At 71.7% G+C, this 13,562-nt stretch carries 11 protein-coding genes and 2 riboswitches; of the genes, 8 read left to right on the top strand and 3 right to left on the bottom strand.

Annotated features, from left to right (window positions below; translation table 11 throughout):
* The first annotated feature begins 105 nt into the window (after nucleotides 1-105).
* The 6 genes from ACYVKZ_RS05390 (at nucleotide 106) to ACYVKZ_RS05365 (ending at nucleotide 8,197) form a co-directional block, all read left to right on the top strand.
* Complete coding sequence (locus tag ACYVKZ_RS05390; protein WP_460991040.1) at nucleotides 106-294, top strand: hypothetical protein; 189 nt, start codon at nucleotides 106-108, stop codon at nucleotides 292-294.
* A 259-nt stretch (nucleotides 295-553) separates the two neighbouring features.
* Nucleotides 554-652, top strand: a riboswitch (glycine riboswitch).
* 1 nt (nucleotide 653) lies between these two features.
* Nucleotides 654-751: riboswitch (glycine riboswitch) on the top strand.
* Nucleotides 752-792: 41 nt separating this feature from the next.
* On the top strand, nucleotides 793-3,684 hold the full coding sequence (gene gcvP / locus ACYVKZ_RS05385; protein ID WP_460991039.1) for an aminomethyl-transferring glycine dehydrogenase: 2,892 nt from the start codon (nucleotides 793-795) through the stop codon (nucleotides 3,682-3,684).
* 91 nt (nucleotides 3,685-3,775) lie between these two features.
* On the top strand, nucleotides 3,776-4,957 hold the full coding sequence (gene gcvT, locus ACYVKZ_RS05380) for a glycine cleavage system aminomethyltransferase GcvT (RefSeq protein WP_460991038.1): 1,182 nt from the start codon (nucleotides 3,776-3,778) through the stop codon (nucleotides 4,955-4,957).
* 58 nt (nucleotides 4,958-5,015) lie between these two features.
* Nucleotides 5,016-5,396, top strand: a complete 381-nt coding sequence (gene gcvH, locus ACYVKZ_RS05375) for a glycine cleavage system protein GcvH (RefSeq protein ID WP_307007826.1) — start codon at nucleotides 5,016-5,018, stop codon at nucleotides 5,394-5,396.
* Nucleotides 5,393-6,715 carry a serine hydroxymethyltransferase gene (glyA, locus tag ACYVKZ_RS05370; protein WP_460991037.1) on the top strand — a complete coding sequence of 441 codons (1,323 nt, stop codon included), beginning with the start codon at nucleotides 5,393-5,395 and terminating at the stop codon, nucleotides 6,713-6,715. The genes gcvH and glyA overlap by 4 nt, the downstream gene beginning before the upstream one ends.
* 69 nt (nucleotides 6,716-6,784) lie before the next feature.
* Complete coding sequence (locus tag ACYVKZ_RS05365; protein ID WP_460991036.1) at nucleotides 6,785-8,197, top strand: L-serine ammonia-lyase; 1,413 nt, start codon at nucleotides 6,785-6,787, stop codon at nucleotides 8,195-8,197.
* Nucleotides 8,198-8,268: 71 nt separating this feature from the next.
* Here the strand turns inward: ACYVKZ_RS05365 and ACYVKZ_RS05360 are convergent, their stop codons facing one another.
* Nucleotides 8,269-8,829, bottom strand: coding sequence for a type 1 glutamine amidotransferase domain-containing protein (locus tag ACYVKZ_RS05360; RefSeq protein ID WP_460991035.1), 561 nt, complete (start codon nucleotides 8,827-8,829; stop codon nucleotides 8,269-8,271).
* Between the two features lie 140 nt (nucleotides 8,830-8,969).
* Here ACYVKZ_RS05360 and ACYVKZ_RS05355 point away from each other — a divergent pair, with 140 nt between their 5' ends.
* Together ACYVKZ_RS05355 and ACYVKZ_RS05350 are read left to right on the top strand one after the other, a co-directional pair.
* The gene (locus ACYVKZ_RS05355) at nucleotides 8,970-10,085 is read left to right on the top strand and encodes a lipid II:glycine glycyltransferase FemX (protein WP_460991034.1); all 1,116 of its coding nucleotides are present in this window, start codon (nucleotides 8,970-8,972) and stop codon (nucleotides 10,083-10,085) included.
* Nucleotides 10,086-10,098: 13 nt separating this feature from the next.
* Complete coding sequence (locus tag ACYVKZ_RS05350; RefSeq protein ID WP_460991033.1) at nucleotides 10,099-11,889, top strand: threonine/serine exporter family protein; 1,791 nt, start codon at nucleotides 10,099-10,101, stop codon at nucleotides 11,887-11,889.
* 20 nt (nucleotides 11,890-11,909) lie between these two features.
* Here the strand turns inward: ACYVKZ_RS05350 and ACYVKZ_RS05345 are convergent, their stop codons facing one another.
* Nucleotides 11,910-12,791 (bottom strand): siderophore-interacting protein, encoded by an 882-nt coding sequence (locus tag ACYVKZ_RS05345; protein WP_460991032.1) that lies wholly within the window; start codon nucleotides 12,789-12,791, stop codon nucleotides 11,910-11,912.
* Between the two features lie 51 nt (nucleotides 12,792-12,842).
* A complete protein-coding gene (locus ACYVKZ_RS05340; RefSeq protein ID WP_460991092.1) occupies nucleotides 12,843-13,514 on the bottom strand; it encodes a uracil-DNA glycosylase in 672 nt (223 codons plus the stop codon).
* Nucleotides 13,515-13,562: the final 48 nt, after the last annotated feature.

Below are 13,562 nucleotides of genomic sequence, written 5' to 3'. Positions count from 1 at the left end.
GGCGAATTCACATCGGGCAGGACCCGTTCCGCGCGGTGACGCGGATCGCGGGCCGTCAGAATAGGTGGTGGGCCCCTATGGGAGGGGCGCGGAGCGAGTGGAGCGATGTTCGAGTTCAACCTTCAGACTGCCGTGTTCTTCGGCACCGTGGCGCTGGGAGCGCTGCTTTTCACCATGGCCGTGGTGGCCCTGTTCGGGGCGACCCTCATGCTCGGTGCATTCCGCGGCATCAGGCACACCACGGAGGCGGCGCAGGAGCGGCTGCACCGCGACCACTCACGCATGGCCGGCTGACCGGCGGTGATCACGGAAGGCCCCCGATCCACCCGGATCGGGGGCCTTCCGCATCACGGCACCGCGGCCGCAGTCGGCAGCCCATTGGAGGTGACCCCAGAGGGTGACCTTCAGGAGGTGACTCTCAGATGAAGGGGTGAGCGTCCATGTGGCCGGAGGCATTTGCCCCTGTGACCTCCGGCATAGCACAATGGAAGGGCAAGCCGTGGGTCCGCGTGTCCGCACGTACCCGGCCTTCGACAACTGAACACACAGCCTCTGATCTGCGGCGGGAGAGTCCTGCGAGCAAGAGCAAGCAGGCGCCGTAGGAGCAACACCTCCCCAGGAATCTCTCAGGCACCTGTACCGCTGCGGCAAGGCAACTCTGGAAAGCAGCGTCCTTCACCGGACGTTCACCGACGGTGCAAGCCGGATTTGATCCGGCGGAATCTCTCAGGTCCCATACAGAGCGGGGAGGAACTGGAGTCAAAAGCCAGCCCGGCCGGGCCGGCCTGATTGATGGAGTTCCCCGTGACGGACCTTTCCCCCGCAGCCTTCGTCGACCGGCACATCGGTGCCCGCCGCGAAGCAGACATCAAGCACATGCTCAACGCCGTGGGCTACGACAGCGCGGACGCCCTCGCCGCTGCCGCCGTCCCGGAGAGCATCAAGCAGGACAAGCCGCTCTCGCTCGGCACTGCCCTCACCGAGGCCGAGACGCTCGCAACGCTGCGCGGCCTCGCCTCCAAGAACAAGCTGCGCGTGCAGATGATCGGCCAGGGCTACTACGACACGATCACCCCTCCGGTGATCCGCCGGAACATCGTCGAGGACCCGGCCTGGTACACCGCGTACACGCCCTACCAGCCCGAGATCTCGCAGGGCCGGCTCGAGGCGCTGCTGAACTTCCAGACCGCCGTCTCGGACCTGACCGGTCTCGCGATCGCGAACGCCTCGCTGCTGGACGAGGCGACTGCCGTCGCCGAGGCCGTACTCCTGATGCGCCGCGCCAACAAGAACAAGGAGGCGGCGAACGGGCGCACCGTGCTCGACGCGGACCTGTTCCCGCAGTCCATCGCGATCGTCAAGGGCCGTGCCAAGGCGCTCGGCTTCGAGGTCGAGGTCGCCGATCTCTCCAAGGGCCTGCCCGAGGGCCCGATCAACGGGCTCGTGATCCAGCAGCCCGGCGCCTCCGGCCTCGTCACGGACGCCACCGCGCTCATCGCTGAGGCGAAGGACCGCGGCGCGCTCGTCACCGTGGCGGCCGACCTCCTCGCCTTGACGCTCATCAAGTCCCCGGGGGAGCAGGGCGCGGATATCGCCGTCGGCTCCGCCCAGCGCTTCGGCGTCCCGCTGTTCTACGGCGGCCCGCACGCCGCGTTCATGAGCGTCCACAAGGGCCTCGAGCGCCAGCTCCCCGGCCGCCTCGTCGGCGTCTCGAAGGACGACGCCGGCATGCCCGCCTACCGCCTGGCCCTCCAGACCCGCGAGCAGCACATCCGCCGTGAGAAGGCCACCTCCAACATCTGCACCGCGCAGGCCCTCCTTGCGATCGTCGCCTCGATGTACGCCGTGTACCACGGCCCCGAGGGGCTCAAGGCCATCGCGCAGCGCACCCACTCGCACGCCCGCTCGCTCGCGACGGCGCTCGCCGGCGCCGGCGTCGAGCTCGTGCACCGCAGCTTCTTCGATACCGTCACGGCCACCGTCCCGGGCCGCGCGGCCGCGATCGTCGAGAAGGCCGAGAAGCAGGGCGTGAACCTGCGCCTGGTCGACGCCGACACCGTCGGCATCTCCTGCGACGAGGCCACCACCGCTGAGCACGTCGCGATCGTCGCGGGCGTCTTCGGAGCCGGCGCCGCGGGCGACGGCGTGGACAGCCAGACCGGCGCCGGCGCGGACTTCCAGCTCGAGACGGCCATGCTCCGCTCGAGCCAGTACCTCACGCACCCCGTGTTCCACTCCTACCGCTCCGAGACCCAGATGCTGCGCTACCTGCGCCGCCTCTCGGACCGTGACCTGGCGCTCGACCGGACGATGATCCCGCTCGGCTCCTGCACGATGAAGCTCAACGCCACGGTGGAGATGGAGTCGATGACGTGGCCGGAGTTCGCCGGCATCCACCCGTTCGCGCCGGACGCCCAGACCGCCGGCTGGCGGGAGCTCATCGCCGAGCTCGAGGCAGATCTCGCGGAGATCACCGGCTACGACCAGGTCTCGATCCAGCCCAACGCGGGCTCGCAGGGCGAACTCGCGGGCCTCCTCGCCATCCGCGGCTACCACGCCTCCCGCGGCGAGGGCCAGCGCGACATCTGCCTCATCCCGGCCTCGGCCCACGGCACCAACGCCGCCTCGGCCGTCCTCGCGGGCATGAAGGTCGTCGTCGTGGCCACCGCCTCGGACGGCACGATCGACCACGAGGACCTCAACGCCAAGATCGAGAAGCACCGCGAGGACCTCGCGGCGATCATGATCACCTACCCCTCCACGCACGGCGTGTACGACGCGGACGTGCGCCAGGTCTGCGACGCGGTCCACGAGGCCGGCGGCCAGGTCTACATCGACGGCGCCAACATGAACGCGCTCGTGGGCCTCGCCCAGCCGGGCAGGTTCGGCGGCGACGTCTCCCACCTGAACCTCCACAAGACGTTCTGCATCCCGCACGGCGGCGGCGGCCCCGGCGTCGGCCCCGTCGCGGCCCGCGCCCACCTCGCCCCGTTCATGCCGGGCGACGCCACCCAGTGGACCGGCGCCGAGGGGCAGACGGCCATCCCCGTCTCTGCCTCCCGCTACGGCTCCGCCGGGGTCCTGCCGATCTCGTGGGCCTACGTGAAGCTCATGGGCGGCGAGGGCCTCACCGAGGCCACCAAGTCCGCGCTCCTCGCGGCCAACTACATCGCCAAGCGCCTCGACTCCTCCTTCCCCGTGCTCTACACGGGCGAGGGCGGCCTCGTGGCCCACGAGTGCATCCTCGACCTGCGCGAGCTCACGGCCAAGACCGGCGTGACCGCGGAGGACGTCGCGAAGCGCCTGATCGACTACGGCTTCCACGCCCCGACCCTCGCGTTCCCGGTTGCGGGCACGCTCATGGTCGAGCCCACGGAGTCCGAGGACCTCGGCGAGATCGACCGGTTCATCGATGCGATGATCGCCATCCGGGCCGAGATCGACCAGGTCGGTGCCGGCGAGTTCGAGCTCGCCCAGTCGCCGCTGCGCCGGGCGCCGCACACCGCGTCCGCCGTCGTCTCCACCGAGTGGGACCGCCCGTACACCCGCGAGCAGGCGGCCTTCCCGGGCAAGACCCACCACCAGGACAAGTACTTCGCCCCGGTCGGCCGCATCGACGGCGCCGGTGGCGACCGCAACCTGATCTGCGCGTGCCCGCCCCTCGAGGCGTTCGAAGAGAACTGACCGTCGACGCCGGCGGGGCGGAGCCGGGACCGGCTCCGCCCCGGGCATCGACTCCGCACCGCTTCGTTCGACCACCGCAAGGAGACTTCCTATGACTGAGACCACCACCCAGGCAGCCCAGGAGAAGCGCACCGCCCTCTACGGCGAGCACGAGACCCTCGGCGCATCCTTCACCGACTTCGGCGGCTGGCAGATGCCTCTCAAGTACGGTTCCGAGCTCGCCGAGCACCGCGCCGTCCGCGACGCCGCCGGCCTGTTCGACCTCTCCCACATGGGCGAGGTCTGGGCCACCGGCCCCGGCGCCGGAGCGTTCCTTGACTACGCCCTCGTGGGCAAGCTCTCCGCGATCGCGGTGGGCAAGGCCAAGTACTCGCTCATCTGCGCCGAGGACGGCGGCATCATCGACGACCTCATCGTCTACCGCGTGGCCGAGGAGGACTTCCTCGTCGTCCCCAACGCGGGCAACGCCGCAACCGTCGCGGCCGAGCTCGCCTCCCGCCTCGACGCCTTCACGTCCGCGGCCGACGGCGGCGCGGCGGCTGGGGCCGTCGCCCTCCGCGACGCCTCGGCTGAGACCTCCCTCATCGCCGTCCAGGGCCCGAACGCGGAGGCGATCCTGCTCTCCGTGGCCGGCTCCGAGGACCACGAGGACATCCGCCAGCTCAAGTACTACGCCGGCATCGAGGCCACGGTCGCGGGCGTGCCCGTCTTCCTGGCCCGGACCGGCTACACGGGCGAGGACGGGTTCGAGCTGTTCGTCGGCAACGAGCTCGCGCCCCAGCTCTGGAAGGCGCTCGCCGAAGCCGGGCAGGGCCACGGCCTCATCCCCTGCGGCCTCGCCGCCCGCGACTCGCTGCGCCTCGAGGCCGGCATGCCGCTCTACGGCAACGAGCTCTCCCGCGAGGGATCGCCGTTCGCCGCGGGCCTGGGCGGCGTCGTCGCCCTCAAGAGCAAGGAGGGCGACTTCGTGGGCCGTGCCGCGCTCGAGGCGAAGAAGGCCGCCGGCGAGGGCACCACGACCGGCCGCCGCCTCGTGGGACTCAAGGGCCTGGGACGCCGCGCGGCCCGCTCGCACTACCCGATCCTCAAGGACGGCGCAGTGGTCGGCGAGGTCACCTCCGGCCAGCCCAGCCCGACCCTCGGCTACCCCGTGGCCCTGGCGTACGTGGACATCGAGCACTCCGCCGTCGGCACGAAGCTCGACGCAGACCTGCGCGGCAAGGCCGAGCCGTTCGAGGTCGTCGCGCTGCCGTTCTACAAGCGCCAGAAGTAGGCCCAGCGCACCCCGCGCCCCACCGATTCCCCTTCGAAGAAGAACAGGAACACCGCCCATGAGCAAGGTCCAGACCGGCCTCCGGTACTCCGAAGAGCACGAGTGGCTCGACACCGCCGCCGCCCCCGCCAAGATCGGCGTCTCCCAGGTCGCCGCCGACGCCCTCGGCGACGTCGTCTATCTCGACCTCCCCGAGGCCGGCGGCACCGTGACCGCGGGCGAGACGTGCGGCGAGATCGAGTCGACCAAGAGCGTCTCCGACCTCTACTCGCCCGTCTCGGGCACCGTCGTCGAGGTCAACCAGGAGGCCATTGACAACCCCGCGCTGGTCAACGAGGACCCGTACGGGGCCGGCTGGCTCTTCACGGTCGAGGTCTCCGAGGAAGGCCCCCTCATGACCGCCGAGGAGTACGCCTCCAAGAACGGCGGCGAACTGTGAGCGCGGCCCAGCAGGACACCGCCTTCGAGCAGGTGAAGTCGCCCTCGCTCGACGCCGACCTCGGCGATCTCGACCCCGAGATCGCCCGGAGCATCGACGCCGAGCTCTCCCGCCAGCGCGGCGGGCTCGAGATGATCGCCTCCGAGAACCACACGGCCGCCGCCGTGATGCAGGCCCAGGGCTCGGTGCTGACGAACAAGTACGCCGAGGGCTACCCGGGCAGGCGGTACTACGGCGGCTGCGAGAACGTGGACGTCATCGAGCAGCTCGCGATCGACCGCGTGAAGGCCCTCTTCGGTGCCGAGTACGCGAACGTCCAGCCGCACTCGGGCGCCCAGGCGAACGCCTCGGTGATGCACGCGCTCATCAAGCCGGGCGACACCGTCATGGGCCTCAACCTCGCCCACGGCGGCCACCTCACGCACGGGATGAAGATCAACTTCTCCGGCAAGCTCTACACCATCGTTCCGTACCAGGTCCGCGAGGACGACCACCGGATCGACATGGCCGAGGTGGAGCGCCTCGCGCAGGAACACCGGCCGCAGCTCATCGTGGCCGGCTGGTCCGCCTACGCCCGTCAGCTCGACTTCGCCGAGTTCCGCCGCATCGCCGACTCCGTCGGCGCCTACCTCATGGTGGACATGGCGCACTTCGCCGGCCTCGTGGCAGCGGGCCTGCACCCCTCGCCCGTCCCGCACGCGCACGTCGTCACCTCGACGACGCACAAGACCCTCGCCGGCCCCCGGGGCGGCATCATCCTGACCAACGACGCGGCGATCGCCAAGAAGGTCAACTCCGCCGTGTTCCCGGGGCAGCAGGGCGGCCCGCTCGAGCACGTGATCGCCGGCAAGGCCGTGGCGTTCAAGATCGCGGCCTCGCCCGAGTTCAAGGAGCGCATGGAGCGGGTCCTCGCCGGGGCGAAGATCCTCGCCGAGCGGCTCACGGCCGACGACGTCAGGGCCGCCGGCATCGGTGTCGTCTCCGGCGGGACCGACGTGCACCTGGTCCTCGTGGACCTGCGCGACGCGGCCCTCGACGGGCAGCAGGCCGAGGACCGGCTCGCGGCCATCGACATCACCGTCAACCGCAACGCCGTCCCGTTCGACCCGCGCCCCCCGATGGTCACCTCCGGCCTGCGGATCGGCACCCCGGCGCTCGCGACCCGCGGCTTCGGCGAGGCGGCCTTCCGGGAGGTCGCGGACATCATCGCCGAGGCCCTCATCGCGGGCCCGGACGAGGACCTGTCCGGCCTGAAGGCACGGGTGGACGCTCTCGCGGCGGCGCACCCGCTCTACCCGGGGGTCGCCGACCTGGCATGACCCCGCGCGCGGGCCCGGCATCCCCGGGCCCGCGCGGTCACCTTATCTGCGAGGAAGGAGACACCGACGATGGCAGTCGGCGTTTTCGAACTGTTCTCCGTGGGCATCGGCCCGTCCAGCTCCCACACCGTGGGACCCATGCGCGCTGGCGCGGTGTTCGCGCGCGAGCTGCGCGAGCAGGGCTTCCTCGAACGCGTCGACTCGCTGCGGGTGGACCTGTACGGCTCCCTCGCGGCGACCGGCCACGGCCACGGGACCTTCACCGCCGTGCTCCTGGGACTCGAGGGCTTCGAACCGGAGGAGATCCTCCCCGAGCAGGTCGAGGAGCGGCTCGCCTCGATCGCAGAGACAGGCAGGCTCTCCCTCGCCGGCAAGGTCGAGCTGCCGTACTCGGTCGAGGAGATGGTGCTCCACCCGCTCACGGTGCTGCCGCGGCACACCAACGGGATGAAGTTCCAGGTCTTCGCGGCCCCGGGCCCCGACGGCTCAGCCGCGCTGCTGCACGAGGCCACGTTCTTCTCCGTGGGCGGCGGCTTCATTGTCCGCGAGGGCGAGGAGGACACCGCGAAGAAGGAGCTCGAGGACTCCAAGAAGGAGCTCCCCTTCCCGTTCCGGACGGCGGCCGAGCTGCTGGGCCGGTGCTCGTCGAAGGGCCTGTCCATCAGCGACATCATGTTCGTGAACGAGAAGGCCTCCCGCTCCGAGGAGGAGATCCGCGAGGGGCTGCTGCACATCTGGGCCGTCATGGAGGCCTGTGTCGAGTCCAGCCTCAAGCGCGAGGGGCTGCTGCCCGGCGGACTGAAGGTGCGCCGCCGCGCGCCGGACTGGCACGAGCGGCTCCTGAAGGAGGACAAGGACCGCGACGCAAAGTACTGGCAGGAGTGGGTCAACCTCATTGCGCTGGCCGTCAACGAGGAGAACGCCTCCGGCGGCCGCGTCGTCACCGCGCCCACCAACGGCGCGGCCGGGATCATCCCCGCGGTCCTCTACTATGCCCTCAACTACGCCCCGGGCATGGACAAGGCCACGCAGGAGGACAAGGACGACGTGGTGGTGAAGTTCCTGCTCGCCGCCGGCGCCGTCGGCGTCCTGTACAAGGAACAGGCCTCGATCTCCGGTGCCGAGGTGGGCTGCCAGGGCGAGGTCGGGTCGGCGTCGTCGATGGCCGCCGCGGGCCTGGCCGAGGTCATGGGCGGCACGCCCGCCCAGGTCGAGAACGCGGCCGAGATCGCGATGGAGCACAACCTCGGCCTCACCTGCGACCCGATCGGCGGCCTCGTGCAGGTGCCGTGCATCGAACGGAATGCGATCGCGGCCGCGAAGGCCATCAACGCCGCGAAGATGGCTCTCTGGGGCGACGGCACCCACCGCGTCTCCCTCGACGAGGTGATCGTGACCATGCGCGAGACCGGCAAGGACATGAGCCACAAGTACAAGGAGACCGCCATGGGCGGCCTCGCCGTCAACGTCGTGGAGTGCTGACCGGCACAGCATGCGCGAAGGGGCGCCGGTCCACACGGAACCGGCGCCCCTTCCGTCGCTCTGCGGAGGCCTCAGACCTCGTCGTGGCGGCCCTCCGAGATCTCCTCGAGCACCTTCGCGCAGAAGGCCTCGAGGTCCCCCGGGTTCCGGGAGGTGGTGAGCCCGCGGTCCGTCACGACCTGCTCGTCGACCCAGTTCGCACCCGCGTTCTTCAGGTCGCTCTCGAGCGAGGCGTACGAGGTCATGTGGCGGCCCTCGACGAGCCCCGCCTCGATGAGGATCCACGGCGCGTGGCAGATCGCGGAGATCGGCTTGCCGGCCTCGGCGAACCCGCGCACGAGCTGCACGGCTTCCTTCTCCAGCCGCATCGTGTCCGCGTTGACGGTGCCCCCAGGCAGCACGAGCGCATCGAAGTCCTCGACACGGGCCTGCGCGAGCGGGACATCCACGGGGAACGAGTCGGCGTGGTCCCAGTCCCCCTTCATCGCGGTGATCGAGCCTGACTCGGGGGAGACCAGGACGGGCTGGCCCCCGGCCTGCTCCACGGCCTTCCACGGCTCGGTGAGCTCTGCCTGCTCCACACCGTTGGTGAGGAGGAACGCGACCTTCTTGCCTGTGATGTTGTGTGCCATGCCCAGCACTTTCCCCGCGACGCCGCGGCGCAAACGCACGGCCGCCGTTGGGCCCGTACGGAGCCCGGTGGCGTGGCCCCCGCCGCCCACTGGCTAGACTGGCAGGGCCCGCCTCTGCGATCGAAGGGACCCCTCCTACAGTGACCACCCTCTCCGCCCGCACCGCCGCTCGCTTCGCCGCACGGTTCGCCCACGAGGAGGAGATCGCCCACTGGGATGAGCACGTCACGGCGAACCCGAACGGCGGGAACCTGCTGCAGTCCGAGGCGTTCGCCGCGGTCAAGCGGAACTTCGGCTGGGGTGTGCGCCACCTCGTCCTCGAACCCGTGGACGGGGAAGAAGCACGGCCCAGCTACAACCTCGTCCTCGAGAAGTCGATCCCGCTGCTGGGCCGGTTCTGGTACCTCATCAAGGGTCCGGATGTCGCCGGGATCGACGATGTCCCCGCGGCCCTGGCGGCGATCCGGGAGTTCGTGGCCCGCGAGAAGCTCGGCGTGTTCGCCGTGAAGATCGAGCCGGACATCATCGACTCCGAGGCCGCCCGCGCCGTCCTGGCCGGCGCCGGGCTGGTCAAGGTGCCCAACCTCCAGCCCAACGACTCGACGGCGATCCTGGACATCAGCCCCGAGTCCCGGCTCGTCCTCAAGAGCCTCCACTCCCGGGGCCGCAACGCCGTGCGCCGGGCCGAGCGGGAGGGCGTCGAGGTGGTCGAGGTTGAGCCGACCCTCGAGAACTACCGCACCATGCACGCGCTCATGACCGGAACCCTGAACGCGAAGTCGAACACGGGCGCACGCGTGCGCAGCTTCGAGTACTACCGCCAGTTCTGGACCGAGTTCACCCGGCGGGGGCAGGGACGGCTCTACTTCGTCTACGAGAACGGCCGCCCGTCCGTGGGCGCCTTCGTGATCAACTACGGCCGCAAGGGCACCTACAAGGACGGCGGCTCCCTGCAGCAGCGCACCCAGTACGGCGACTCGCACCTCGTGCAGTGGACGGCGATCCTGAAGGCCAAGGAGCTCGGCTGCGTCGAGTACGACTTCTGCGGCACCCCTCCCGCGGACCGCCTGAAGGACAGCTCGCACCCGTTCCACGGCCTCGGCCTGTTCAAGACCTCGTTCACGAAGACCGTGACCGACTTCGTGGGCTGCTGGGACTTCGTGATCGACCCGCTGCGCTACAGGGCCTGGGCCAGCGCGGGCGAGCGCGTCGCGCGGCAGCTGTACACGCGCCGCACCGGCCAGCAGTTCTACTGATCCGACTGACGTGATGGCTGAGGCGGAGCACGGGGCGCACGGCGCCAGCACGGACCCTGACGGGGAGGGCTACGACTCCCACGGGGACATCCCCGCGGGTACCATTCCCCAGATCACGCCCGTGGCCTTCACCACCGCGCCCACCGGCGGCGCCACGGAGGCGGCCACGGCGTCGGGCCCTGCCCCGGCGTCCGGCCCTGGCCCGGCGTCCGGCCCCGCCCTCGGCGAGCGGACGACGCCGGCCGGGCCGCCGCCGTCGTCCGCTCCGCCCCACGCCGTGCCCCAGCCGGTCCAGCTGCCCCAGCCGGTCCAGCACGTCGCCCCGACGGTCCCGGAGCCGGTCGAGCCGGCCCCGGGCGCCGCGCCGCCGGCGACCCAGCAGATCAGCGCCTCGCAGGTCCGCGCCAATGCCGCGGCCAAACGTGTGCTCGCGCGGCTCATGCGCGGCGAGAACCCGCCCACCGCACCCATGAGCCTCGTGGACCGCCTGGCCGGCAGCCCCTACGCGAACCCGGCCATCCCGGCGGCGCCGGACGAGTCCGAGCGGCGCACGCTCGACTTCGCCCTCGAGCTCGCCGAGACCATGTTCCGCTACGGCGCCGGGGCCCTCGAGGTGGAGACCTCCATGATTGCCGTGACGACCGCCCTCGGGCTGCGGCACGTCGAGGTGGACATCACCAACCAGTCCGTCGCGATCAACCACGCCCCGAAGGACGGGACGCCGAACACCCTGCTGCGCGTGGTGCGCTCGTGGACGAGCAACTACGCGGGCCTCGTCCTGGTCCACCAGCTCGTCACCGAGATCGCCGCCGGGGGCGTGGGGCTGAACGAGGCCTCGCGCAGGCTCCAGGGCATCGCCCGGCGGGCCAAGCCCTTCCCCAAGTGGTCGGTGACGGTGGCGTTCGGCGTGTTCGCGGCGCTCTTCGTCGGCGTGCTCGGCGGCGGGCAGCTGGCCTCGCTCATCGCGTTCGGCTCGAACCTGCTCGTCTCGCTCGTGTGGCGCGTGCTCGGCCGGTGGCGCGTGCCCGACTTCTTCGTCACGATGGCGAGCTCGTTCCTCGTGACGATCATCGCCCTGATGCTCTTCGCGGTGCACCTGCCCATCGCGCCGGCCATCGTGGTGGTGGGCGGCATCCTCCTGCTCCTGCCCACGGCCCGGCTCGTCTCGGCCACGCAGGACGCAATCAACGGCTTCCCCGTGACCGCGGCGGGCCGGTACCTCTCGGCGTTCCTGACCTTCGCCGCCCTCGTGGCCGGCATCGCCGTGGCCTCCGCGGTGGGGGAAATGCTCGGGATCGCCCGCATCGACGTGACGGAGACGTTCCCGCCGGCGTACCCGTATCCCGTGGAAGTGCTCATGATCGGCGCGGCGGTGGCGGCGATCGCGGTCACCGAGCAGACCTCCCGGCGCCTGGTGCTGCCCACCGCGGCGGTGGGCATCGTCGGCTACCTCGCGCTGACGGGCGTGGGGCTCCTCGGCGTCGGGGACCGGCTTGCCCCGGCCGCCTCCGCGGTGGTCATGGGCTTCCTGGCGCGGATCGTGGCGCTGCGGCTCGGCGCGCCCCAGCTCGTCGTCGCCGTGCCGGCGGCGCTCATCCTGCTGCCCGGCCTGACGATCTTCCGGTCGATGTACGTCGCGACAGTCGACGCCTCGCAGATCACCACGGGCGCGGGCGGCATGCTCACTGCCATGGCGATCATCCTCGCCGCCGCGGCCGGCGTGGTGCTCGGCGACAACCTCGCGCGCCCGTTCACCCGCAGCGCCACCTCGCTCGAACGCCGGCGCCGGTCCAGGCGGCGGTAGCTGAGGCGGCAGGCCGGGCGCTAGACCTCGCCGACGGGCAGCTTCTTCTCCGCCTGGAACTGGTCCTCGGCGCGGCCGTGCGCCCAGTAGCCGGAGAGGGAGAGCTTCTCCCGCGGCACGCCGCGTCCCTTGAAGACGGCGCGCAGCTCCTTCATGGCGCCCCGCTCGCCGTGCGCGAACACGCTGGGGGTCCCGTCCTGCCAGGCCGCGTCGGCGACGGCCTCGGCGAGGACGAGCGTCTCGCCCGCCGGCCGGCCCTCGCGGGAGAGCCAGTGGACCTCCACGCCCTCGGGGGCCCGCAGCTCCACCGTCTCGTCGGCGGAGGCGACCTCGAGGAATGCGAGGCCCCGCGCGGCGGCGGGCAGCGCCTCGAGGGCTGCCGCGATGGCGGGGAGGGCTGACTCGTCGCCGGCGAACAGGTGCCACTCGGCCCCGGGGTCGGGGGAGTAGGCCCCGCCGGGGCCCGAGCACACGAGTCGGTCGCCGGGGCGCGCCGCGGCGGCCCACGGGCCGGCGAGGCCCTCGTCGCCGTGCACCACGAAGTCGATCGCGAGCTCCCCGGCCTCGGCATCGAACCAACGCACGGTGTAGGTGCGGGTCACGGGCCAGGAGGCCCGCGGCAGCGAGGCCTTCAGCACGGCGAGGTCCACGGGGCCCTCGGGCCACACCCCGCCGGGCAGGGCGGCCGGGAAGGCGATCTTGACGTACTTGTCCGTGAACCCGTTGTCCGCGAAGGCGCCGAACCCGGGGCCGCCCGCGACCACGCGGACCAGGTGCGGGCTGAGCTGCTCGGTGCGGACCACTGCGAGGTCGAGGGTCGGGCGGGTCCGCGGGGCCGGCGCGACCGCGGGGGCAGCTGCCTGCACGCCCGGCTGGGCAGCCCCCTCTGCTGGCGAAGTCATGCCGCCCACCCTACCGGCCGCCCCGCCCCGTCCCGTGGTGCATGACGCCGCTCACGCCCAGCGCACCGGCGCGGCCCCCTGCGCGACGAGCAGCTCGTTGGCGCGGCTGAAGGGCCTCGAGCCGAAGAACCCGCGGGAGGCGCTCAGCGGCGAGGGGTGCGCGGAAGCGATCACCGGCGTCGTGCCCAGCAGCGGGGCGACGGCCTGGGCGTCCCTTCCCCACAGGATGGCCACGAGCGGGCCGCCGCGCTCGACGACGGCCCGGACCGCGGCGTCGGTGACGTGCTCCCAGCCGACCCGCCGGTGCGACCCCGCCGCGCCGGCGCGCACCGAGAGGACCCGGTTGAGCAGCAGGACCCCCTCTTCGGCCCAGCGGGAGAGGTCCCCCGTGGGGGGCGCAGGGACGCCGAGGTCGGAGGAGAGCTCTCGGAAGATGTTCGCCAGGCTGCGCGGGAGCGGGCTCACCGCGGCGTCGCACGCGAAGGAGAGCCCGATGGCGTGCCCTGGAGTGGGGTACGGGTCCTGGCCGAGCACGAGGACCCTCACATCGCCGAGGGGCTGGCCGAACGCGCGCAGCAGGCGCGAGGGGGCCGGGAGGATGCGGGCGCCGTCGTGCGCCTCGGCGGCGAGGGCGCGCAGGGCCGAACGCAGCGTCGGCTCGCTGGCGGAGAGCGCGGGAACCCACTCGGGGTGGACGAGGTCCGCCAGCGGCGCCGCGGCCATCGCCTCGAGCGCGCGGGCGTCCTCGGCGCACGACGCCGTCGCCTCGCC

Source organism: Sinomonas soli (genome assembly GCF_054782415.1).
Note: the sequence above shows the minus strand (reverse complement) of the source record. Positions and strands in the feature narration are given on the sequence as shown.

Coding starts and splice junctions, on each gene's coding strand:
- ACYVKZ_RS05390 (WP_460991040.1), top strand. CDS start 106: ATGTTCGAGTTCAACCTTCAGACTGCCGTGTTCTTCGGCACCGTGGCG.
- gcvP (WP_460991039.1), top strand. CDS start 793: ATGGAGTTCCCCGTGACGGACCTTTCCCCCGCAGCCTTCGTCGACCGG.
- gcvT (WP_460991038.1), top strand. CDS start 3,776: ATGACTGAGACCACCACCCAGGCAGCCCAGGAGAAGCGCACCGCCCTC.
- gcvH (WP_307007826.1), top strand. CDS start 5,016: ATGAGCAAGGTCCAGACCGGCCTCCGGTACTCCGAAGAGCACGAGTGG.
- ACYVKZ_RS05365 (WP_460991036.1), top strand. CDS start 6,785: ATGGCAGTCGGCGTTTTCGAACTGTTCTCCGTGGGCATCGGCCCGTCC.
- ACYVKZ_RS05360 (WP_460991035.1), bottom strand. CDS start 8,829: ATGGCACACAACATCACAGGCAAGAAGGTCGCGTTCCTCCTCACCAAC.
- ACYVKZ_RS05350 (WP_460991033.1), top strand. CDS start 10,099: ATGGCTGAGGCGGAGCACGGGGCGCACGGCGCCAGCACGGACCCTGAC.
- ACYVKZ_RS05345 (WP_460991032.1), bottom strand. CDS start 12,791: ATGACTTCGCCAGCAGAGGGGGCTGCCCAGCCGGGCGTGCAGGCAGCT.
- ACYVKZ_RS05340 (WP_460991092.1), bottom strand. CDS start 13,514: ATGGCCGCGGCGCCGCTGGCGGACCTCGTCCACCCCGAGTGGGTTCCC.